Annotated in this window: 19 protein-coding genes; 12 read left to right on the plus strand and 7 right to left on the minus strand. The window is 72.8% G+C overall.

From position 1 onward, the window contains the following. Nucleotides 1–20 precede the first annotated feature (20 nt). Entirely contained in the window at nucleotides 21–1,175 is a 1,155-nt protein-coding gene (locus H4687_RS35950) for an XdhC family protein (protein WP_046915860.1), read from the plus strand. Between the two features lie 112 nt (nucleotides 1,176–1,287). Then, nucleotides 1,288–2,274 carry an ICP22 family protein gene (locus H4687_RS35955; RefSeq protein ID WP_046915859.1) on the plus strand — a complete coding sequence of 329 codons (987 nt, stop codon included), beginning with the start codon at nucleotides 1,288–1,290 and terminating at the stop codon, nucleotides 2,272–2,274. A 34-nt stretch (nucleotides 2,275–2,308) separates the two neighbouring features. Here H4687_RS35955 and H4687_RS35960 read toward each other — a convergent pair whose 3' ends face one another. Beyond that, entirely contained in the window at nucleotides 2,309–2,962 is a 654-nt protein-coding gene (locus H4687_RS35960) for a class I SAM-dependent DNA methyltransferase (protein WP_046915858.1), read from the minus strand. Nucleotides 2,963–3,071: 109 nt separating this feature from the next. Next, nucleotides 3,072–3,527 (minus strand): SRPBCC family protein, encoded by a 456-nt coding sequence (locus H4687_RS35965; RefSeq protein WP_046915857.1) that lies wholly within the window; start codon nucleotides 3,525–3,527, stop codon nucleotides 3,072–3,074. 141 nt (nucleotides 3,528–3,668) lie between these two features. On the opposite strand from H4687_RS35965, the gene H4687_RS35970 reads away from it, so the two are divergent. The 3 genes from H4687_RS35970 to H4687_RS35980 all read left to right on the plus strand — a co-directional run bounded on the left by H4687_RS35970 (nucleotide 3,669) and on the right by H4687_RS35980 (nucleotide 5,873). Next, nucleotides 3,669–4,919 (plus strand): cytochrome P450, encoded by a 1,251-nt coding sequence (locus H4687_RS35970; RefSeq protein WP_046918493.1) that lies wholly within the window; start codon nucleotides 3,669–3,671, stop codon nucleotides 4,917–4,919. Nucleotides 4,920–4,983: 64 nt separating this feature from the next. Further along, nucleotides 4,984–5,412, plus strand: coding sequence for a hypothetical protein (locus H4687_RS35975; protein WP_192781759.1), 429 nt, complete (start codon nucleotides 4,984–4,986; stop codon nucleotides 5,410–5,412). A 41-nt stretch (nucleotides 5,413–5,453) separates the two neighbouring features. Next, on the plus strand, nucleotides 5,454–5,873 hold the full coding sequence (locus tag H4687_RS35980) for an ankyrin repeat domain-containing protein (RefSeq protein WP_046918494.1): 420 nt from the start codon (nucleotides 5,454–5,456) through the stop codon (nucleotides 5,871–5,873). 34 nt (nucleotides 5,874–5,907) lie between these two features. Here the strand turns inward: H4687_RS35980 and H4687_RS35985 are convergent, their stop codons facing one another. Continuing rightward, nucleotides 5,908–6,282: a DoxX family protein gene (locus H4687_RS35985; protein ID WP_046918501.1), complete on the minus strand. Its 375-nt coding sequence runs from the start codon at nucleotides 6,280–6,282 to the stop codon at nucleotides 5,908–5,910. A gap of 142 nt (nucleotides 6,283–6,424) precedes the next feature. Here H4687_RS35985 and H4687_RS35990 point away from each other — a divergent pair, with 142 nt between their 5' ends. Next, complete coding sequence (locus H4687_RS35990) at nucleotides 6,425–6,934, plus strand: MarR family winged helix-turn-helix transcriptional regulator (protein WP_046918495.1); 510 nt, start codon at nucleotides 6,425–6,427, stop codon at nucleotides 6,932–6,934. Between the two features lie 40 nt (nucleotides 6,935–6,974). Here the strand turns inward: H4687_RS35990 and H4687_RS35995 are convergent, their stop codons facing one another. Further along, complete coding sequence (locus H4687_RS35995) at nucleotides 6,975–7,979, minus strand: LacI family DNA-binding transcriptional regulator (RefSeq protein ID WP_046918496.1); 1,005 nt, start codon at nucleotides 7,977–7,979, stop codon at nucleotides 6,975–6,977. Nucleotides 7,980–8,196: 217 nt separating this feature from the next. Between H4687_RS35995 and H4687_RS36000 the strand changes: the two genes are divergently transcribed. Further along, the gene (locus tag H4687_RS36000) at nucleotides 8,197–9,348 is read left to right on the plus strand and encodes a Gfo/Idh/MocA family protein (protein WP_046918497.1); all 1,152 of its coding nucleotides are present in this window, start codon (nucleotides 8,197–8,199) and stop codon (nucleotides 9,346–9,348) included. A gap of 59 nt (nucleotides 9,349–9,407) precedes the next feature. Here H4687_RS36000 and H4687_RS36005 read toward each other — a convergent pair whose 3' ends face one another. From H4687_RS36005 to H4687_RS36015, 3 genes are all read right to left on the minus strand, one after another. After that, nucleotides 9,408–10,178 (minus strand): GntR family transcriptional regulator, encoded by a 771-nt coding sequence (locus tag H4687_RS36005; RefSeq protein ID WP_046918498.1) that lies wholly within the window; start codon nucleotides 10,176–10,178, stop codon nucleotides 9,408–9,410. A 382-nt stretch (nucleotides 10,179–10,560) separates the two neighbouring features. Then, nucleotides 10,561–12,438, minus strand: a complete 1,878-nt coding sequence (iolD, locus tag H4687_RS36010; RefSeq protein ID WP_050399330.1) for a 3D-(3,5/4)-trihydroxycyclohexane-1,2-dione acylhydrolase (decyclizing) — start codon at nucleotides 12,436–12,438, stop codon at nucleotides 10,561–10,563. A gap of 48 nt (nucleotides 12,439–12,486) precedes the next feature. Beyond that, the gene (locus tag H4687_RS36015; protein WP_050399331.1) at nucleotides 12,487–13,365 is read right to left on the minus strand and encodes a Cgl0159 family (beta/alpha)8-fold protein; all 879 of its coding nucleotides are present in this window, start codon (nucleotides 13,363–13,365) and stop codon (nucleotides 12,487–12,489) included. 678 nt (nucleotides 13,366–14,043) lie between these two features. On the opposite strand from H4687_RS36015, the gene H4687_RS36020 reads away from it, so the two are divergent. From H4687_RS36020 to H4687_RS48215, 5 genes are all read left to right on the plus strand, one after another. After that, complete coding sequence (locus tag H4687_RS36020; protein WP_046918725.1) at nucleotides 14,044–15,063, plus strand: sugar ABC transporter substrate-binding protein; 1,020 nt, start codon at nucleotides 14,044–14,046, stop codon at nucleotides 15,061–15,063. A 5-nt stretch (nucleotides 15,064–15,068) separates the two neighbouring features. Further along, nucleotides 15,069–16,145 carry an ABC transporter permease gene (locus tag H4687_RS36025; RefSeq protein ID WP_046918724.1) on the plus strand — a complete coding sequence of 359 codons (1,077 nt, stop codon included), beginning with the start codon at nucleotides 15,069–15,071 and terminating at the stop codon, nucleotides 16,143–16,145. A gap of 8 nt (nucleotides 16,146–16,153) precedes the next feature. Then, nucleotides 16,154–17,053: an ATP-binding cassette domain-containing protein gene (locus tag H4687_RS36030; protein ID WP_097251310.1), complete on the plus strand. Its 900-nt coding sequence runs from the start codon at nucleotides 16,154–16,156 to the stop codon at nucleotides 17,051–17,053. A gap of 342 nt (nucleotides 17,054–17,395) precedes the next feature. Then, nucleotides 17,396–17,551, plus strand: a complete 156-nt coding sequence (gene fxsA, locus H4687_RS36035) for an FxSxx-COOH cyclophane-containing RiPP peptide (protein ID WP_005482117.1) — start codon at nucleotides 17,396–17,398, stop codon at nucleotides 17,549–17,551. A gap of 33 nt (nucleotides 17,552–17,584) precedes the next feature. Further along, nucleotides 17,585–20,023, plus strand: coding sequence for an FxsB family cyclophane-forming radical SAM/SPASM peptide maturase (locus H4687_RS48215; RefSeq protein WP_046918722.1), 2,439 nt, complete (start codon nucleotides 17,585–17,587; stop codon nucleotides 20,021–20,023). Nucleotides 20,024–20,148 lie beyond the last annotated feature (125 nt).

Here is a 20,148-nt window from a genome sequence, read left to right on the forward strand (position 1 = left end):
TCGCTTCAAGGAGACCGAACATGCTGGACATCGCCGAAGAACTGCACCGGTGGGTCGAGCACGGGCGCGACTTCGCCGTGGCCACCGTGGTGGCCGTCGGCGGCAGCGCCCCCCGGCAGCCGGGAGCCGCCCTCGCGGTGGACGCCGAGGGCACCGCGATCGGCTCGGTCTCCGGCGGTTGCGTGGAGGGCGCCGTCTACGAGCTGTGCCGACAGGCGCTGGCGGACGGCGAACCGGTGCTCGAACGCTTCGGCTACAGCGACGAGGACGCCTTCGCGGTCGGTCTGACCTGCGGCGGCGTCATCGACATCCTCGTCACACCGGTGCGGGCCTGCGACCCGGTCCGCCCGGTCGTCGCCGCCGCGCTCTCCGCCGCCACGAGCGGGGAGGCGGCGGCGCTGGCCCGGATCGTCTCCGGCCCGGCGGACCTGCGGGGCCGCGCCCTGCTGGTCCGCCCGGACGGCGCGTACGACGGCGGCTACGGCGCCCATCCCGAACTGGACCGCACCGTCGCCGCCGAGGCCCGCGCCTTCCTCGACGCCGGCCGCACGGGCACCCTGGAGATCGGAGAGCAGGGCTCACGGTGCGGAGCACCGCTCACGGTCCTCGTCGAGTCGTCCGTCCCACCGCCCCGGATGATCGTCTTCGGCGCGATCGACTTCGCGTCGGCGCTGGTCCGTGTCGGCAAGTTCCTCGGCCATCACGTCACCGTCTGCGATGCCCGTCCCGTCTTCGCGACCCGTGACCGCTTCCCGCAGGCGGACGAGATCGTCGTCGACTGGCCCCACCGATACCTGGAGCGTACGGCCGTGGACGCCCGTACGGTCCTGTGCGTCCTCACCCACGACGCCAAGTTCGACGTCCCGCTCCTCCAGCTCGCCCTACGGCTCCCCGTCGCCTACGTCGGCGCGATGGGCTCCCGCCGCACCCACCTCGACCGCAACGAACGCCTCCGGCAAGTGGGCGTGACAGAGCTGGAGTTGGCCCGGCTCAGGTCCCCGATCGGCCTCGACCTCGGGGCCCGCACCCCGGAGGAGACGGCCCTGTCCATCGCCGCCGAGATCGTCGCCGCCCGGCGCGGCGGCAGCGGCGTCGCCCTGACCGGCGCGCACACCCCGATCCACCACGACGGTTCACCCGAGGTCACGCGGCTGCCGAGCCTGCGGGTCTCCTGACCCCCAATCCCCAATCCTCAATCCCCAACCCCCGGACTCGCGCCGCGACTTGACCCCCAGCGCGACAGGGCGGACCGTTGCGATACGACAACAGCACTACGGGGGCGGACAGTTGGGTACGGCGAGCGGCGAGGAGCGCCCGGCCGAGGGCGCGGACCAGCGCCCGGACGGCACGCCGCGCGCGGACGCGGGCGACGGCAGCGCAGGCGCGAGCGGGAACGGCGGCGGCCCGCCCCCGGGCGAGAGCACCGCCGACCGCGACGCGGCCTCCGCCACCGATGACGGCGCGGCCGAGGGCTCCGGCGCAGACTCGGGCGAAGACTCCGGAGCGCACTCGGGAGACGAACCCGGAGACGACCCCGGCACCGGATCCGAAGACGGCGAGCCCGGCAGCGACTCGGGAGACGACCCAGGCGCCGACTCGGGAGACGACGACCCCGGCGCCGGATCGGGCGAAGCCCCTGGCGCAGACCCGGCCGGCCCCGCCGACGGCGCCGCCCCTGAACCCGACGCCACCCCCGACGAACGGCGGCTGTCCACCCTCTCGACGACCCTGCTCGGCCTCTTCCTCCTCGCCGACGTCGTCTTCGTCTGCGGAGCCCTCGTGACGCTCTGGCCCGCCGTACTGGCGACGGTCGAGCCCGGGGCCGAGCCGACGGTCACCGCGCGCTGGTCGCCCTTCGGCCTAGGGGACTGGTCCCTGACCGCCGACGCCGCGATGCTGCTCGCCGTGGTCGTGTGCAGCGCGCTCGGCAGCTTCGTCCACGCGGCCACGTCCTTCGCGACCTACGTCGGCAACCGGCGGCTCTACGCGAGCTGGCTGTGGTGGTACCTCCTGCGGGCCGGCATCGGTGTGGCCCTCGCCCTGCTCGTGTATCTCCTGCTGCGCGGCGGCCTGTTCGCGGGCAGTTCCGGCACCGGCGCCACCAACCCGTACGGCTTCTCCGGCATCGCCGGGCTCTGCGGACTGTTCTCCAAGCAGGCCACCGACAAGCTCCGCGAGATCTGCGACACCCTCCTCACCACCACGGGCGACGGCGACCGCGACCGCCGCGACGGCCTGGCCGCCGGCCGGAACGGCGACCCGGGCGCGTCCTGACCGGCCCCGGCCCGGTCTCAGCCCTCCCGGCGGTTCACCCCGGCCTGCGCGCCAGCACGTACGCCTGGGGCGTGGCCGCCGTGGTGCCCGGCCCGTCCGCCTCCCGCACGAGCCGGGCGGACTCCACGAACCCGGCGTCCGTCAGCAGCTGCGCGACCAGGTCGGGCGGGAACCGGTGCACGTCGAGGTCGAGGGGGTGACCGTACGCGTGCGAGAGGTGCACGGACTCGTCCCCCACCTTGTACGCCAGCGCGAGGAGGCCGCCGGGCGCGAGAACGCGATGGAACTCCCGGAACAGGGGCGGGAGTTCGTCCAACGGGGTGTGGACCGTCGAGTACCAGGCGAGGGCGCCCGCCAGCGAGCCGTCCTCGAAGTCGAGCGCGGTCATCGTGCCCACGTCGAACCGCAGCCGTGGATGGGCCCAGCGGGCCACGGTGATCATCTCCGGCGAGAGGTCGATCCCGCAGATGTCGAGCCCCAGCGAGGCCAGATGCCCGGTGACCCGGCCGGGTCCGCATCCCAGGTCCGCCACGCGGCCGCCCCCGGCGCCCAGCACCCGCTCGGCGAACACGCCCAGCATCGCCCGCTCGAACGGGCTGTTCGCCAACTCGTCCCTCAGTAACCTCTCGTAGTCGGCGGCGACCGTGTCGTAGGACGCCCGGGTGGCGTGCGGGTGGTGTGTGGTCATGCTCCGGGACAGTAACCGGGGGGTCTGACAAGGACATCGGGACCGAGAGAGGCCCTGACAACGGTCGGCGATCGCCTTGTCGGAGGCGTCGGTCAGCCCGGCCGTCGGCTCAGCCCGGCCGCCGGCCGTGGGACGCGAGCAGTCCGTCCACCGCCCGCCCGAACATCCACCGTGCCACCAGCCCCAGCGGGCGGTCGAAGAGGCCCGGCAGCCCGCGCACCCGCAGGTCCTCCCGCCACACCACACGGCACGCGCCGGCGCCGTGCGGACGGACCTCGATCTCGGCCCACCCGGTGACGAACGAACCGTGCTTGACCAGCCGGCACCTCCCGCCGGCCGCCCCCTCCGGCGGCTCCCAGAGCGTGACCTCCATCGGGTCGTCGAAGGCGAGCGGGCCGACACCGCTGCGGGCCACGAACACCGTGCCCTCACCGGTCGGGGGAGGCGTGCGGACGGCGACGCGGGTCAGCGGGACGACGTCGGCGTGCCGGGGCCAGTCGGTGAGACGTTGCCAGGCGCGGTCCGCGGGGAGCCGTGGGAGGCGTTCCAGGACGAAGAGAACCACGGGGCGATCGTAGGCGCACGGGAGTGAACCCACCCCTCCCGACCCGCGGGCCCGTCCCGGCGCGGAGCCCCTACCGCGCCGCCCCGCCGTACGGCACCATGAGCGCGACCGCACGCCCGCCCCTGGCCGGAAGGTGCTCCCGTGGACGCTGAACTGCACGACAGGTTCGACGAGTTGCAACGGGATCCGTATCCGCACTACGCGCGGGCCAGGGCGGCGGAGGGGCTGACGTACGTCCCCGAGCTGGACTCCTGGCTGGTCGCGCGGGACGCCGACGTACGGGAGGTGCTGCGGCGCCCGGAGGACTTCTCGTCGGCGAACGCGCTGCGTCCGGACGTCATGCCCGCGCCCGCCGCACTGGCCGTGCTCGGCGGCGGCTTCGGCGGCCGCCCCGTCGTCGTCACCGCCGACGGGACCCTGCACCAGGAGCTGCGGGCACCCATCGTGCGGGGCCTGTCGCCCGCGAGGGTCGCGGCAATCCTCCCGTACGCCGCCGAACGGGCCGAAGCCCTGATCGACGGCTTCGTCAAGGACGCCGAGGGGAGCAGGGGCGCCGAGAGCGGGCGGGTCGAGCTGATGTCCGCCTACGCGGGCCGCCTCCCCGGGGAGGTCATCGGCCGCCTCGTCGGGTTCGACCCGGACGACGTACCGGCGCTGGTCCACGGCGGTCACCGGGCCGAGCAGCTGCTGTTCCGGCCCATGACGGAGGCCGAACAGATCGCGGCGGCCGAGGACGTGGTCGCCACGGCCCACCGTCTCGACGCGTTCGTGCGGGCCCGACACGCCGACCCCCGCGAGGACCTGGGCACCGAACTCATCAGGTCCGTCGTCGGGCCCGGCGACGGTGAGCTGACGCTCGACCACCGTCATCAGGTCGTCGCCCATCTGCAGAACCTGCTCATCGCCGGGCATCTGACCACGACCGCCCTCATCGGGACGACCCTCCTGCACCTGCTGCGCGACCGTCGGCAGTGGGAGCTGCTCTGCGCCGAGCCGGAACGCATCCCGGCCGCCATCGAGGAAGCCGCCCGCTACGACACCGCGTTGCAGGGTTTCCGCCGGGTCACCACTCGGCCGGTCACCCTCGCCGACACCGAACTCCCCGCCGGGGCACCGGTGTTCCTCGCCTTCGGCAGTGCCAACCGGGACGGCTCGCGTCACCCGCGCCCCGACGACTTCGACATCACCCGGCCCGCCGGCAGCCGCCACCTCTCCTTCGGCTTCGGCACCCACACCTGCCCCGGCTCACAGCTCGCCCGCGAACAACTCCGCCTCACCCTGGAGCTGTTGACCAGCCGCCTGCCGAGCCTCCGCCTCGCGGGCGGCCCCCACATCACCATGCGCCCGACCTTGATCCACCGCTCCCCGGAGCGCCTCGAACTCGTCTGGTGACCGCACGGCCCGATCGCCGGACGGCGCGCGGGAGGCCCGCCCGGTCACGGCCCGCCGCTTCCTCGTGGCCCTGCGGCGGCGACTGCGGCCCGGCGACCTGGCCGCGGGGTTCGTGGCCCTCGCCGGCCTGACTCTCGTTCACCGACCTGGCCCTCGCGGGCGCCGGACTCCGGGCGGCCGGGCCTTCGCTCTCCTCGTCGCCGTCGCCGTCGCCGTCGCCGTCGCCGTCGGCATCGGCGCCGCGGCGGTCGGCCTGTGCGCCTGCGCACGCCCCGGGTATGTCGCAGACCGGCCCGCGGCGCTGCGGCGAGCGGCGCGGGACGCGGTGCGCGCTCCGAGCGGCAGCGGACCGGTCGTCCTGGCCGTGGCCACGGCCGCGCTGAGCGCGTGGATGCTGCTGCCGCTCGCCTTCCTCGTACCGGGACCGCCGGCTCCGACGCTCACCGCCGTGGACCTGCGCGGAAACGGGGTCGCTTCCCGGACGGGCGTGTGATGGGGTGACGCCCGGGATGTCCTCAGGAGGGGGAGCGCACGGTGAACATACGGCGGCGCAAGAAGCTGTCCCGGCGGCTGGTGTGGGCCGCCATGATCGGTGACACCGCCGGGGTCGACGCGCTGCTGCGTGCCGGAGCGCCCGCCGAGACGGCCGACGCCGAGGGGACGACGCCCCTGTACGCGGCGTCCGTCCACGGCGCCGCCGACACCGTCCGCCTGCTCCTGGCCGCCGGGGCCCTGCCCGACACCGAGAGCGGACGCGGCACGGAGGGCACACCGCTGTGCGGCGCCGCGTGCTGGGGGCACACCGACACGGTGCGCGCGCTCCTCGCCCACGGCGCCGACCCCGGCCTCCGCGAGGACCACGGCACCGGCCGCACCCCGCTCGACTGGGCGACCGCCGGCCCCCACCCCGAGACGGCGGCCCTGCTGCTGGCCGCGGGGGCGCGTTCTTCCTAGTGCGCCGTCGCTGTACGGGACGGGTACGGGACGGTCAGAACGCGTACGGTCCGAAGCGGCCCCAGGCCACCACGGCCGCCAGGATCAGCAGCACCAGGCTCGGGACGCTCTCCTTGATCTCCTTGCGCCGGACATGGAAGCCGACCGCGCCGAGCATGGTGAGTGCGAGGCCGGTGGCCGCCAGCGGGACGAGGACGGGGGCCATGTCCAGCGCCGCCGGGAGGATCAGGCCGAGGGCGCCCAGGGCCTCCACGGCGCCGATGCCCTTGACCGCGCCCGGGGAGAACTCCTCGGCCCAGTTCATACCGGAGGCGATCAGCTTCTCCCTGGTCTGGGTGGTCTTCATCAGGCCGGCGGCGAGGAAGGCGGCCGCGAGCACGCTCGCGATGATCCAGAGGGTGACGTTCACGGTGGGCACGTCCGGTTCATGAGGTCTTGTGAATTGAAAGTTCAAGGGATGCGGGGCTCAACGTAGGGGCGCGTGACTTGAAGCGTCAAGTCATTGAAGCGTCAAGTCATGCCGTGGGGGGTCACGTGGAGCGGCACGTAGAGTGGGCGTCATGGAGGCCAGGGAGACACCGCACCAGTCGCGTGGGCTGACCGAGGAGGAGAGCGAGACCTGGCACGCGCTGGCGGGCCTGATGGTCCGACTGCCGAGTGCTCTGGACACGCGTCTCCAGCAGGACTCGGGGATCAGCCACGTGGAGTACCTGGTGATGTCGATGCTCTCCCAGAGCGAGGAACGCACCCTGCGGATGAGCGACCTGGCCAGGCACGTCGGTTCGTCGCTGTCCCGGCTGTCCCATCTCGTGAAGCGGCTGGAGAGGAGCGGATGGGTGCGCCGGGAGCCGGACCCCTCCGACGGGCGTTACACGCTGGCCGTGCTCACCGAGGCCGGTCACGCCAAGGTCGTCGACAGCACGCCGGGGCACGCCGACGCCCTGCGGCACCTGGTGTTCGACGCGCTCACCAGGACCCAGCAGCGGCAGCTGCGGGACATCGGGCGGCGCGTCTGGCGCAGCGTCGCGCCGGACGACCACTGCGTGCCACCGCCGGGCTGACGGCGCGGTCCCGGCGAACGGGAGACCGGCGACCGGCGCCTCAGTGGCCGGCCGGCGGGCCCGTGGTGCCGCGGACCTCCAGCGTCGGCGTGGTCAGGACGACCTTGCCGGCGCGCGTCGGGTCGGCGATACGGTCCAGGAGGCACTGGGCGGCGGCCCGGCCGACGTCGTGGCTGGCGTTGTCCACGGTGGTGAGCCAGAGGTGGCGCAGGCGGGCGACGTAAGTGTTGTCGTAGCCCACGAGGGAGAGGTCGCGCGGCACCTTCAGGCCCATCTCCTCGGCGGCGGAGAGGGCGCCCACGCAGGCCATGTCGTTGAACGCCACGATGGCGGTGGGGCGTTCGCGGGCGCCGAGCAGCCGGACCGTGGCGCGGTAGCCGCCCTCCTCCGTCAGATCGCCCCGCTCGACGGACGCCAGGTCGCCCAGCCCGTGCTCGCGCATCACCGTCTCGAAACTGCGGCGCCGCAGCGCGCCGACGACACCCTCCCCGGCGATGTGCGCGATGCGCCGGTGCCCGAGGCCGAGGAGGTGCTCGGTGGCGAGGCGGGCGCCGAGCTGGTCGTCGCCCGCGACGACGTCCACATGGGGGAGCGTGGGCTCCCGGGCGCCCGCCACCACGGTCGGGATGCGCCCGGCCGCCGTGCGCAGGGCCTCGGACGGCGGCAGGGTGCCGACCGCTATCAACCCGTCGACCCGCAGCTCCGTGAAGGTGCGGGTGAGGTCCTCGCCGAGCCGCCGGTTGAGATGGCCGTCGGCCAGCAGCATGCGCAGACCGTTGTCGTGCAGCCGGGAGTTGAGGCCGTCCAGCAGCTCCACGAACCAGGGGTTGCGCATGTCGTTGAGGAGGACGCCGACCGTGCGGGTGCGGCGCTCGCTCAGGCTGCGCGCGGCGGCGTTCGGCCGGTAGCCCAACTGGTCCACGGCCGTCAGCACGGCCTCCCGCTTCTCGGGGCGCACCTGGTCGGAGCCGCGCAGCACCAGGGAGACCAGTGACTTCGACACGCCGGCCCGCTCGGCGACGTCGCGGATGGTCGGGGGTCTCATGGCGTGGACCGTTCCATAGCCGCGGCGCGCTTGTCAAAGGGGTTGACAGCCAGGAAGACAGGCCCGCATGGTGAGCGGCGTACGTTCTGGAACGGTCCAAAACGCGGTCGACCACGCTCGCCGCGTACCGAACAAGCCCATGGCACGACCCCTCGCTCGGTCCACAGGTCGCGGAGACGATGCGAGGAGGTCCGGGCAGGGTCGAGGAAGGGCAGTCATGGTGAGTGCGCTCGGTGTCGCCGTCGTGGGGTTCGGCTGGATGGGGCGGGTGCACACCCAGGCGTACGCCCGCGTGATCCATCACTTTCCGCAGCTGTCCCTGCGGCCCGAGCTGGTCACCGTCGTCGAGGAGGTGCCCGGCCGCGCCGAGGAGGCCGCCCGGCAGTTCGGGTTCGCCTCGACCGCCCGGGACTGGCGCGAGGTGGCCGCCGACCCCCGCATCCGGGCGGTCAGCATCACCGCGCCGAACTTCCTGCACCGCGAGATCGGTGTCGCCATGGCCGAGGCCGGCAAGCACATCTGGATCGAGAAGCCGGTCGGGCTCACCGCCGCCGACGCCCGCGCCGTCGCCGACGCGGCCGCCCGGGCCGGGGTCCAGGGGACCGTGGGCTTCAACTACCGCAACGCGCCCGCCGTCTCCACCGCCCGCGAGTTGATCGCCGCCGGCCGGATCGGCACCGTCACGCACGTTCGCATCCGTCTGTTCAGCGACTACGCCGCCCACCCCGAGGGCGCCCTGACCTGGCGCTACGAGCGGGAACGCGGCGGCAGCGGCGTCCTCGGCGACCTCGCCTCGCACGGCGTGGACCTGGCCCGTCATCTGCTCGGCGACATCACCTCCCTCACCGCCGACACCGCGATCTTCGTCCCCGAGCGGGCCCGGCCCACCGGCGCCACCGCCGGCCACACCCGGGCCTCGGGCGGCGAACTCGGCCCCGTGGAGAACGAGGACTACGTCAGCTGCCTCCTCCGCTTCGCCTCCGGCGCCCGGGGCGTCCTGGAGGCCTGCCGGGTCTCCGTCGGCGAGCAGAACAACTACGGCTTCGAGATCCACGGCACCGAGGGCGCCCTCTTCTGGGATTTCCGCCGCATGGGCGAGCTGGGCGTCAGCAGGGGTGACGCCTACCAGGACCAGTCCGTGCACACCCTCTTCGTGGGCCCCGGCCACGGCGCGTACGGCGCCTTCCAGCCGGGCTCGGCCAACGCCATGGGCTACGACGACCTCAAGGTCGTGGAGGCGTACAACTTCCTGCGCTCGATCGCGGAGGACACCCCGCACGGCACCACCCTCGCCGACGCCGTGCACAGCGCCACCGCGCTGGACGCGATGAGCCGCTCGGCCGAGTCGGGGGCGTGGGTGAACCTCTGAACCGGGGGCGCGTGGAGTTCTTGGACCGTTCCCGGACCTGAACTCCCCTGCGCTGGGGGTCAGTTGCGGACGAGGAGCTGGAAGTCGAAGGAGTAGCGCGAGGCCCGGTAGATGTGGGTGCCGTACTCCACCGCGCGGCCGGTGTCGTCGTACGCCGTGCGCTGCATGGTGAGCAGCGCGGCGCCCTCCGGCTCGCCGAGGCGTCCGGCCTCCTCGGGGGTGGCGATACGGGCGCCGACGCTCTGGTGGGCGCTGTGCAGGGTGATGCCGGCGTTGCGCATCATCCGGTACAGGCCCGTCGACTCCAGATGCTCGGTGGCGAGGTCCAGCAGCCCGCCCGGCACGAAGTTGGCCAGGTACGCCACCGGCTGGCCGTGGGTCAGGCGCAGCCGCTCGAAGAGGTGCACCTCGGCCCCCTCGGCGATGCCCAGGGCGGCCGCGACCTCGGCGGAGGCCTGCCGGACCTCGCTCAGCAGCACCCTGGTCGTGGGCTGCTGACCGGCCGCCTCCAGGTCGTCGTACAGGCTGCTCAGCTCCAGCGGCCGTTTCACCTGGCTGTGCACCACCTGCGTACCGACACCCCGGCGGCGTACGAGCAGGCCCTTGTCGACGAGCGACTGGATGGCCTGCCGTACGGTCGGGCGGGACAGACCGAGCCGGCCCGCGAGCTCGATCTCGTTGCCCAGCAGACTGCCGGGGCCGAGAGCGCCGTGCTCGATCGCCGACTCCAGCTGCCGGGCCAGCTGGTAGTACAGCGGCACCGGGCTGCTCCGGTCGACGCTGAGGCCGAGACTCCCTGTACTCCCCGTGGTCGCGCTGGTCACGCCCATGAGAGTAGCCGTCCGTCCGGATGACAGGAACCCCTGTCATCGCATTGTCCTGACATGGGCGGGAGAGTGGCGGGGAGGCCGGCCCGGGGATCGGCCGGGAGGTCGGTCCGGCGATTGGCGGAGGCCAGTACGGAGATCGGCCGGGAGACCGGTACGGGGTGGGCCGGGAGGCCGGCCCGGGGATCGGCTGGGAGACCGGTACGGGGTGGGCCGGGAGGCCGGCCCGGGGATCGGCTGGGAGACCGGTACGGGGTGGGCCGGGAGGCCGGCCCGGGGATCGGCCGGGAGACCGCTACGGGATCGGTCGCGGCTCCGACCGGAAGCGGGGGCCACCGAAGGGCACCGGTGTGCGGGCCCCTCGGTGGCCTTCGGTCGGGGCCCGTCAGAGATGGCGCCGCCGGCCGGCCGCCTCGCGGTCGTACGCCGCGCGTGCCTCGACGGCCGCCGGGCGGGAGGCCGTCTGCGCGACCGGGACGTCCCACCAGGCCTCCGCCGGGGGAGCGGTGGGCGCCGGGTCGGTCTCGACGTACACACAGGTGGGCCGGTCCGAGGCGCGGGCCGTCGCGAGCGCCTCGCGCAGCTCCCGCACGGTCTTGGCGCGGATGACGTCCATGCCGAGGCTGGCCGCGTTCGCCGCCAGGTCCACCGGGAGCGGGGCGCCGGAGAAGGTGCCGTCGGCGGCGCGGTAGCGGTAGGCGGTGCCGAAGCGCTCGCCGCCCACCGACTCCGACAGGCCGCCGATGGAGGCGTACCCGTGGTTCTGGATGAGGACCAGATTGACCGGCAGGCCCTCCTGGACGGCTGTCACGATCTCCGTCGGCATCATCAGATACGTGCCGTCCCCGACCAGCGACCAGACGACCGTGCCGGGCGCCGCCTGCTGGACACCGATCCCGGCGGGGATCTCGTAGCCCATGCAGGAGTAGCCGTACTCCAGGTGGTACTGGCGGGGGCTGCGGGCCCGCCACAGCTTGTGCAGGTCGCCGGGGAGCGAGCCGGCCGCGTTGATGATCACGTCCTCGTCGCCGACGACCGAGTCCAGGGCGCCGAGCACCTGCGTCTGGGTGGGCGCGGCGTGCTCGTCGACCGGGGTGTAGGCGGCCTCCACGACCCGCTCCCAGCGCTCCTTGCCGGCCCGGTACTCCGCCTCGTACGCCTCGCTCACCCGGTGGCCCTCCAGTGCCGCGGTGAGCGCGGTGAGACCGGCCCGCGCGTCGCAGACGACCGTCCGGGCCGACAGCTTGTGGGCGTCGAACGCGGCGATGTTGAGATTGACGAAGCGGACGTCCGGGGTCTGGAAGAGGGTGTTCGAGGCGGTGGTGAAGTCGGTGTAGCGGGTGCCGACGCCGATGACCAGGTCGGCGGTGCGGGCGATGTCGTCGCAGACGGCCGTGCCGGTGTGCCCGATGCCGCCGAGGTCGGCCGGGTGGTCGAACCGCAGGGACCCCTTGCCCGCCTGGGTGGACGCGACCGGGATGCCCGTGGCGTCGACGAGCGCCTTCAGCGCCTCCTCGGCCTCGCTGTGGTGGACGCCGCCGCCCACGACGATCAGCGGCCGCCGCGCGGCACGGACGGCCCGTGCGGCCTCCGCCAGTTCCACCGGATCGGGCGCGGGACGCCGTACGCGCCACACGCGCTCGGCGAAGAACTCCTCCGGCCAGTCGTACGCCTCCGCCTGGACGTCCTGCGGCAGGGCGAGGGTGACGGCGCCGGTGTCGGCCGGGTCGGCGAGGACCCGCACGGCGTTCAGGGCGGCCGGGATCAGGGCCTCGGGGCGGGTGACGCGGTCGAAGAAGCGGGAGACCGGGCGCAGCGTGTCGTTGACCGAGACATCGGCCTCGGTGGGGTGCTCCAGCTGCTGGAGCAGCGGGTCGGCGGTGCGGGTCGCGAAGTAGTCGCCGGGCAGGAGCAGCACGGGGAGGCGGTTGATGGTGGCGAGGGCGGCGCCGGTGACCAGGTTGGTGGCGCCGGGGCCGATGGAGGTCGTGACCGCCTGCGCGGAGAGCCGGTTCAGCTGGCGGGCGTGACCCACGGCGGCGTGCACCATGGACTGCTCGTTACGGCCCTGGTGGAACGGCATCGCCTCCTCACCGGCCTCCAGCAGCGCCTGGCCGAGCCCCGCGACATTGCCGTGGCCGAAGATGCCCCAGGTCCCGGCGATCAGCCGGTGGCGCTCCCCGTCGCGCTCGGTGTACTGCGCGCACAGGAACCGCACCAGCGCCTGGGCGACGGTCAGACGGCGGGTGGGGGACTGGGACATCGGGACCTCACGGGTTGGGGTGGTGGTGGGTTGGTGTGCGGGGCGGGCTCAGAGCAGCCCGACCGCGGTGTCGACCGCGGCCTCCACGCCGCCCTCGGCCGGGTAGAGCAGGGAGCGGCCCGCGACCAGGCCCTGCACGGTGGGCAGGCGCAGGGCCTTGCGCCACTTCTCGTAGACGCCCTCCTGATCCCTGCCCACTTCGCCGCCGAGCAGCACGGCCGGCAGGGTGGACGTCTCCAGGACCTCGCCCATGGCGTCGGGGTCGTCGGTGACGGGAAGCTTGAGCCAGGTGTACGCGGAGGTGCCGCCGAGCCCGGCCGCGATGGCGATGGAACGGGTGACGGCGCCGGCGCCCAGGTCGTTGCGCACCCTGCCGTCGACGCGGCGGGAGAGGAAGGGCTCGACGAACAGCGGCAGTCGGCGGGCCGCCATCTCGTCGACCGCGCGGGCCGTGGAGTACAGCGTGCGCAGGGACCCGGGGTCGTCGTGGTCGATCCGCAGCAGCAGCTTGCCCGCGTCGAAGCGCAGCCGCGCGAGGTCCTGCGGGCGGTGGCCGGTGAAGCGGTCGTCCATCTCGAACGAGGAGCCGGCGAGCCCGCCGCGGTTCAGGGAGCCCATGACGACCTTCCCCTCCAGCGCGCCCAGCAGGAGCAGGTCCTCCAGGATGTCGGCGGTGGCGAGCACACCGTCGACCCCCGGGCGGGCCAGCGCGACGCAGAGGCGTTCGAGGAGGTCGGCGCGGTCGGCCATGGCGAGCGGGCGGTCGCCGACGCGGAGGGCTCCGCGGGCGGGGTGGTCGGCGGCGACGATCATCAGACGGCCGGTGTCGCCGACGAGCGGCCGCCGGGTGCGGCGCGCCGCCGCCTCGGCGATGGCCTCCGGGTGCCGGGCGCGCACGCGCACGAGGTCGGGGATGCGGACGCTCAAGTGGGGCTCCTGTCGTTCGGCGGGTGCGGGTGCGGGTGCGGGTGCGGGTGCGGGTGCGGGAGCGAGGGAGGTGCGGGTGCGTGGGGGCTGGTCGCGCGGTTCCCGCCCCCCGAAACGCGGGGGCTGCGCCGCCGGACGCTCGTCAGGCCGCCCGCATCAGACAGCCGCCCGCACCCTCTGCCCGCCGACAGGGGGCCGCCCGCAGGGCGGGAGCCCCGGAGGCACTGCCGAGGAACCCGCCGACGGGCTCGACGCGCGCGAGAGGGACGCCGGTCTGCAACGGATGGAGATCGATTGCGACACGGCTTGTCGTGAGCGGATCGAAGGATTCGGCGGACTCCGGCATGCGCGTCGCTCCTCAAGGCGGGGATGCGGGCCACCGGAGGTCCGCGGCGCGCGGGGATGCGCGCACTCGGGTCCGGATGTATCCCAGGTGTAGGACCCGAAGCGGCCCCCTGTCAAGACTTTGTACTGACATCCTGACTTGCTCGTGAAATGATGTCTTAACAAAGTCTTGACAGGGGGGTCCGCCAGGGGTTTGTATCCCGTCCCAACGAATCAGCGCAGTCGGCCTACCGGCACAATGATCCGGACTTTCGAAGTCCGGGCCCGCGCGGGCGCTCCGCCCGACGCTGTCCCGATCCCTTTCCCCCTGTCGCACAGTGAGGTGCAGGAAAGATGGACCGCACGTTGTACTCCCGCTCACGCAGAGTGGCTCCCTTCTTCGCCATGGCCGCAGCCTCCGCGCTGCTGATAGCCGGCTGCTCCAGCAGCTCCGGCGGGAAGGAGTCCGAGGAGGGCGGGGCGGACGCCTCCGCGGGCAAGGCGAACACGCCCCGGATGAAGGTCGCGCTGGTCACCCACCAGGCCCCCGGTGACACCTTCTGGGACATCGTCCGCAAGGGCGCCCAGGCGGCGGCCGACAAGGACAACATCGAGCTCATCTACTCGGCGGACCCGAACGCGGGCAACCAGGCCAACCTGGTGCAGAACGCGATCGACCAGAAGGTCGACGGCATCGCCATCACCCTCGCCAAGCCCGACGCGATGAAGGACGTCGTGGCCAAGGCGACGAAGGCGGGAATCCCGGTCGTCGGCCTCAACTCCGGTCTGAGCGACTGGCAGAGGCTCGGTCTGATGTCCTTCTTCGGGCAGGACGAGAGCGTGGCGGGCGAGGCGTTCGGCAAGCGGCTGAACGAGGTCGGCGCGAAGAAGGCCGTCTGTGTCGTGCAGGAGCAGGGCAACGTCGGCCTGGAGCAGCGCTGCGCGGGTGTGAAGAAGACCTTCGAGGGCGACACCGAGATCCTCAACGTCACGGGCACCGACATGCCGTCCGTGAAGTCGACCATCACGGCCAAGCTCAAGCAGGACACCGCCATCGACTACGTGGTCGCCCTCGGTGCCCCCTACGCCCTGACCGCGGTCCAGTCGGTCGGGGACGCGGGCAGCAAGGCGAAGGTCGCCACCTTCGACCTGAACAAGGACCTGACGGACGCCATCAAGAGCGGTGACATCCAGTTCGCGGTGGACCAGCAGCCGTATCTGCAGGGCTACCTGGCCGTCGACTCGATGTGGCTCTACAAGAACAACGGCAACTACAGCGGCGGTGGCGAGGAAGCGGTGCTGACCGGCCCCGCGTTCGTCGACAAGAAGAACGTCGACACGATCGCCGAGTTCGCCGCGAAGGGCACCCGGTGATCTGAATGACCCAAGCAACGGCTCCGGCGGCGAGTTCCTCGCCGCCGGCTCCGCCGGCCGGCGCGCAGAAGGACGGGCGCACCGCGCAGCGCTCGCTCGGACGGCGGCTGCTGGCCCGCCCGGAGGTCGGCGCGCTGATCGCCGCGATCGGGGTGTACGTCTTCTTCTTCTCGGTGGCCCCGTCCTTCCGGGAGGCCAGTTCGCTGGCGACCGTGCTCTACCAGGCCTCCGTCATGGGCATCATGGCGATTCCGGTGGCCCTGCTGATGATCGGCGGCGAGTTCGACCTGTCCGCCGGTGTCGCGGTCACCACCTCCGCCCTCACCGCCGGCATCCTCAGCTTCCAGCTGACGGTGAACGTGTGGACCGGCGTGATCGTCGCGCTGATCGTGTCGCTGGCGGTGGGTGCGTTCAACGGCTGGCTGCTGATCAAGACCGGGCTGCCCAGCTTCCTCGTCACGCTCGGGTCGTTCCTGATCCTCCAGGGCTCGAACCTGGCGGTGACGAAGATCTTCACCGAGAACGTGGCGTCCGACTCGATCAGCGACATGGACGGCTTCGACCAGGCCAAGAGCGTCTTCGCCTCGGAGGTGTCCATCGGCGGCGTCGACGTCAAGGTCACGGTCTTCTACTGGCTGGCGTTCGCGGCGATCGCGACCTGGCTGCTGCTGCGTACCAAGTTCGGCAACTGGATCTTCGCGGTCGGCGGGAACAAGGACAGTGCGCGGGCCGTCGGCGTGCCCGTGAACTTCACCAAGGTCGCCCTCTTCATGGGGGTCGGCGCGGGCGCCTGGTTCGTGGGCATGCACCTGCTGTTCTCGTTCAACACGGTGCAGTCCGGCGAGGGCGTGGGCAACGAGTTCCTGTACATCATCGCCGCGGTGATCGGCGGCTGTCTGCTGACCGGCGGCTACGGCTCGGCCGTCGGCCCGGTGATCGGTGCCTTCATCTTCGGCATGGTCTCCCAGGGCATCGTCTACGCCAACTGGAACCCCGACTGGTTCAAGGCCTTCCTCGGCGTGATGCTCCTGATCGCCGCCCTCGTCAATCTGTGGGTCCGCAGCCAGGCCACCCGGAGGTGAACCACCCCGTGACCACCAGCAACGAAACCACCACCCCCGCGACCTCGGGCGCGGGCGAGGCCCCCGTGGTCGAGCTGCGGAACACCGGCAAGGCCTACGGCAACGTCCGCGCCCTGCACGGTGTGAACCTGACCGTCCACCCCGGCCGTGTCACCTGCGTCCTGGGCGACAACGGCGCCGGCAAGTCCACGCTGATCAAGATCATCTCGGGCCTGCACCAGCACACCGAGGGCGAGGTCCTCGTCGACGGCGAGCCGGTGCGCTTCACCACCCCGCGCGAGGCCCTGGACGCCGGCATCGCCACCGTCTACCAGGATCTGGCGACCGTCCCGCTGATGCCGGTCTGGCGCAACTTCTTCCTGGGCTCGGAGTTCACCAAGGGCCCCTGGCCCGTCCGGCGTCTGGACATCGCCCGGATGAAGGAGACCGCGGACACCGAACTGCGCAACATGGGCATCGTCCTGGACGATCTGGACCAGCCCATCGGCACTCTCTCCGGCGGTCAGCGCCAGTGTGTGGCCATCGCGCGCGCCGTCTACTTCGGTGCCCGCGTCCTCATCCTCGACGAGCCCACCGCCGCCCTCGGCGTCAAGCAGTCGGGTGTGGTGCTGAAGTACATCGCCGCCGCCCGCGACCGCGGCCTCGGCGTCATCTTCATCACCCACAACCCCCACCACGCCTACATGGTCGGCGACCACTTCAGCGTCCTGCGCCTCGGCACCCTCGAACTGAGCGCCGCCCGCGACCAGGTCACCCTGGACGAACTCACCAACCACATGGCCGGTGGTACCGAACTCGCCGCCCTCAAGCACGAACTCGCCCAGGTGCGCGGCGTCGACGTCGAAGAACTCCCCGAAGCGGAGGACCTCACGGCACCCGTGGGCACCCCGAAGGACGGGGCCGCGTAACACCCGGCGGCCGCTCCTCGCGAGCGGTCCCGCCGCCGGCCACGGCCGGGTCGTCAGGACGGCTCTCCGGCACGACGGTCCCTTCGATCGAGGGGGCGTCCGGGAGAGGCGTCCTGACGACCGCGGCCGTTCGCGCCCACGGTGTCCGGCGGACGGCGAGACCCCTTGCCGCTCACCGGGGTTCACCAGCCCCGGACCCGTGTCGTGGCACCGCCGCCGAGGCGGTGGCGACGTCTTCCGTCTCCCCGTTTCACGACTTGGCTGGCGATCGCCTTGCTGTTCGGTTACCGGGCCGTCACCATGAGGTGTGCCGCCCGGAGCCGTACGCTCGAGGAGACGCCTATGGACAGGTACGAGCAGCCCTTCGCCACGAGCGTCGTCAGGGACTTGCACGACACCTCACTGGACGAGGTACCGGAGTCCGCTCAGGAGTCGGCCATGGCAAGGATGCTCGCAGGTGGCGGAGAGCCGGTGGCCGCCTTCCAGTCCTCGCTCTGACCGGTCCGGCCGGAACGACGGGGAACCGTACCGGTGACGGTGGCGGCGCGGCCCTTCCGCCAGTTCGTGATCAAGGTCCACAGCCGGTGCGATCTGGCCTGTGACCACTGCTACGTCTACCAGCACGCCGACCAGAGCTGGCGCGGGCGTCCGGGGACGATGTCCGAGGAGACGTTCCGTCGTACGGCCGAGCGGATCGCCGAGCACGCCGCGGCGCACCGGCTCACCCGCGTCCATGTCGTCCTGCACGGTGGCGAACCCCTCCTCGCCGGGCGGGAACGGCTGCGCGGCTACGCCCGCGAACTGCGCGCGGCCCTCGACGGCGTGGCCGCGCTCGATCTGCGGATGCAGACCAACGGCCTCCGGCTGGACGACGCGTTCTGCGCGATGCTCGTCGAGGAGTCCATCGTCACCAGCGTCTCGCTCGACGGGGACGAGGTGTCGAACGACCGCCACCGCATCAGACGGGACGGCTCCGGCTCCTACCGGGACGTGGTGCGCGCGGTGCGCCTGCTGGGCGCGCCGGCCCACCGGGACGCCTTCGGCGGGCTGCTCTGCACGATCGACGTCGAGAACGACCCCGTGGAGGTGTACCGGGCACTGGCCGAACTCGCCCCGCCCGCCGTCGACTTCCTGCTGCCGCACGCCACCTGGGAGTACCCGCCGCCCCGCCCCGGCGGCGAGACCGGCTCCGAGTACGCCCACTGGCTGATCGCCGTGCACAAGCAGTGGACCGCCGACGGCATGCCGATGCGGATCCGCATGTTCGAGTCGATCAGCCGGCTGAGCCGCGGCCGGGGCAGCCTCACCGAGGCGCTGGGGCTGGGCAGTTCGGACCTGCTCGTGGTGGAGACCGACGGCGCCATCGAGCAGGCGGACTGGTTGAAGACGGCCTACCCGGGAGCCCCCGGGACCGGCATGCACATCGACACCCACCGGCTGGAGGAGGCCGCCGCCCACCGGGGCATCCAGGCCCGCCGCGCCGGACTGGACGGACTGAGCGCGCAGTGCCGCGCCTGCCCCGTCGTGTCGGTCTGCGGCGGGGGCCTCTACGGACACCGTCACCGCAGGTCCAACGGCTTCGACAACCCCTCCGTCTACTGCGCGGACCTGCTGAGGATCATCGAGTACGTCCAGACGACCGAACGCGACGACGCCGATGTCCGGCACGGCTGGCACGGTCTGTCCTGGGGGCACTTCGACGAACTGGCCGCCGGACACGGCAGCACGGCCGCCGTCCGGTCGCTGGCCGCGGCCCAGAACAGCCAGCGGCGCGCGCTGCTGGCGGCAGCCCGCCGCGCGGACACCCGGGCGCCGGGCACCCCGGTGCCGGGCGCGGGTACGGGCTCGGGCTCGGATGCGAGGTACAGCCCGGTGACCGGCGGCTCGGCGGACTCGGCCCCCGGCTGGGACGCGGTCCTCGCCCTGCCCGCCGCCGCACTGGACGTGCTGCTCGCCGACCCCTATCTGCGCGTGTGGGCGCTCGCCTGCGGCCAGTCGGTGCGACGGCGGGCCGAGGGCCACCCGGCCGAGGCCGCGCTGTCGGCCGTCGCGCGCACCGGCGGCCGGCTGACCCTGGCCGTACCGCTGCGGCACGGCTCCGAGGGCCCCGCGGTCCATCTGCCGGGCATCGGGCGGCTGTTGCTGCGGGGCGCCGGCCGTGACCGGCCGTCCCGGACGCTCACGGTGACGGCGGCCGACACCGCCCTCACCGTCGAAGGACGCACCCTGGGCCGGGAGCGGCCACCCGACGGCATGATCTGGCAGCCGCTGCGCCGTCTGTCCTCGGACGGGCTGGACGTGGCCCTGGACGACCTGGACCCCTCCCGTGACTGCTACGGCTACGAGCCCCGGCCCCGGCTCCCCGAGGCCGAATTCCGACGCTGGGAGGCGATGTTCGAGGAGGCCTGGCAGCTGATCCGGACCGAGTACGCCGACTACGCGCAGGCCATCGCCGCCGGCCTGACCACGGTCACCCCGCTCACCCCCGCACCGTCCGGCGACGACGTCAGCGCCACCTCCCGGCACGCCTTCGGGGCCGTGGGCATCGCCCTGCCGCGCACGGCCGAGGACCTGGCCATGCTGGTCGTCCACGAGTACCAGCACGTCAAACTGGGCGCGATGCTCGACATGTTCGACCTGCTCGACGGCGTCGACGAACGCCGCTACCGAGTGCTGTGGCGCCCCGACCCCCGACCGCTCGACGCCATCCTCCAGGGCGCGTACGCCCACCACGCCGTCGCCGACGTGTGGCGGATCCGGGTCCGGCGCGGTGCGGGCGGTGTCGGCGCCCCTCTCTACGAACGCTCCCGCGCGGAGGCCGACAAGTGGCGTACTGCCGTGCTGGACGCCCTCGACACCGTGGCCGGAACCGGCTCCCTGACGGCCCTCGGGCACCGCTTCGTACGCGGGCTGCGGGGCGAGGCGGAAACACTGGGCGGAGTGGCCGAAACGGGTCCGACCGCGGTGTAATGGTCAGCCAACTCCCGTCCCTCGCACCCGTGTCCGGTGCAACTTGCTCCGGCCCGACCCCTGGCACCGGCGGTGGTTTTCGCGTTCCAATGGGTCCTTGGAGGAGATCCAGCTGCGACGGTCGG

Source organism: Streptomyces stelliscabiei, assembly GCF_014873495.1.
GTDB classification, from domain to species: Bacteria; Actinomycetota; Actinomycetes; order Streptomycetales; family Streptomycetaceae; genus Streptomyces; species Streptomyces bottropensis.

Excerpts from the sequence above, each read along its gene's own strand:
- H4687_RS36000 (WP_046918497.1), top strand. The coding sequence starts at position 8,197 with ATGGTGAGTGCGCTCGGTGTCGCCGTCGTGGGGTTCGGCTGGATGGGG.
- H4687_RS35960 (WP_046915858.1), bottom strand. The coding sequence starts at position 2,962 with ATGACCACACACCACCCGCACGCCACCCGGGCGTCCTACGACACGGTC.
- H4687_RS35950 (WP_046915860.1), top strand. The coding sequence starts at position 21 with ATGCTGGACATCGCCGAAGAACTGCACCGGTGGGTCGAGCACGGGCGC.
- H4687_RS36005 (WP_046918498.1), bottom strand. The coding sequence starts at position 10,178 with ATGGGCGTGACCAGCGCGACCACGGGGAGTACAGGGAGTCTCGGCCTC.
- H4687_RS36025 (WP_046918724.1), top strand. The coding sequence starts at position 15,069 with ATGACCCAAGCAACGGCTCCGGCGGCGAGTTCCTCGCCGCCGGCTCCG.
- fxsA (WP_005482117.1), top strand. The coding sequence starts at position 17,396 with ATGGACAGGTACGAGCAGCCCTTCGCCACGAGCGTCGTCAGGGACTTG.
- iolD (WP_050399330.1), bottom strand. The coding sequence starts at position 12,438 with ATGTCCCAGTCCCCCACCCGCCGTCTGACCGTCGCCCAGGCGCTGGTG.
- H4687_RS36020 (WP_046918725.1), top strand. The coding sequence starts at position 14,044 with ATGGACCGCACGTTGTACTCCCGCTCACGCAGAGTGGCTCCCTTCTTC.
- H4687_RS35995 (WP_046918496.1), bottom strand. The coding sequence starts at position 7,979 with ATGAGACCCCCGACCATCCGCGACGTCGCCGAGCGGGCCGGCGTGTCG.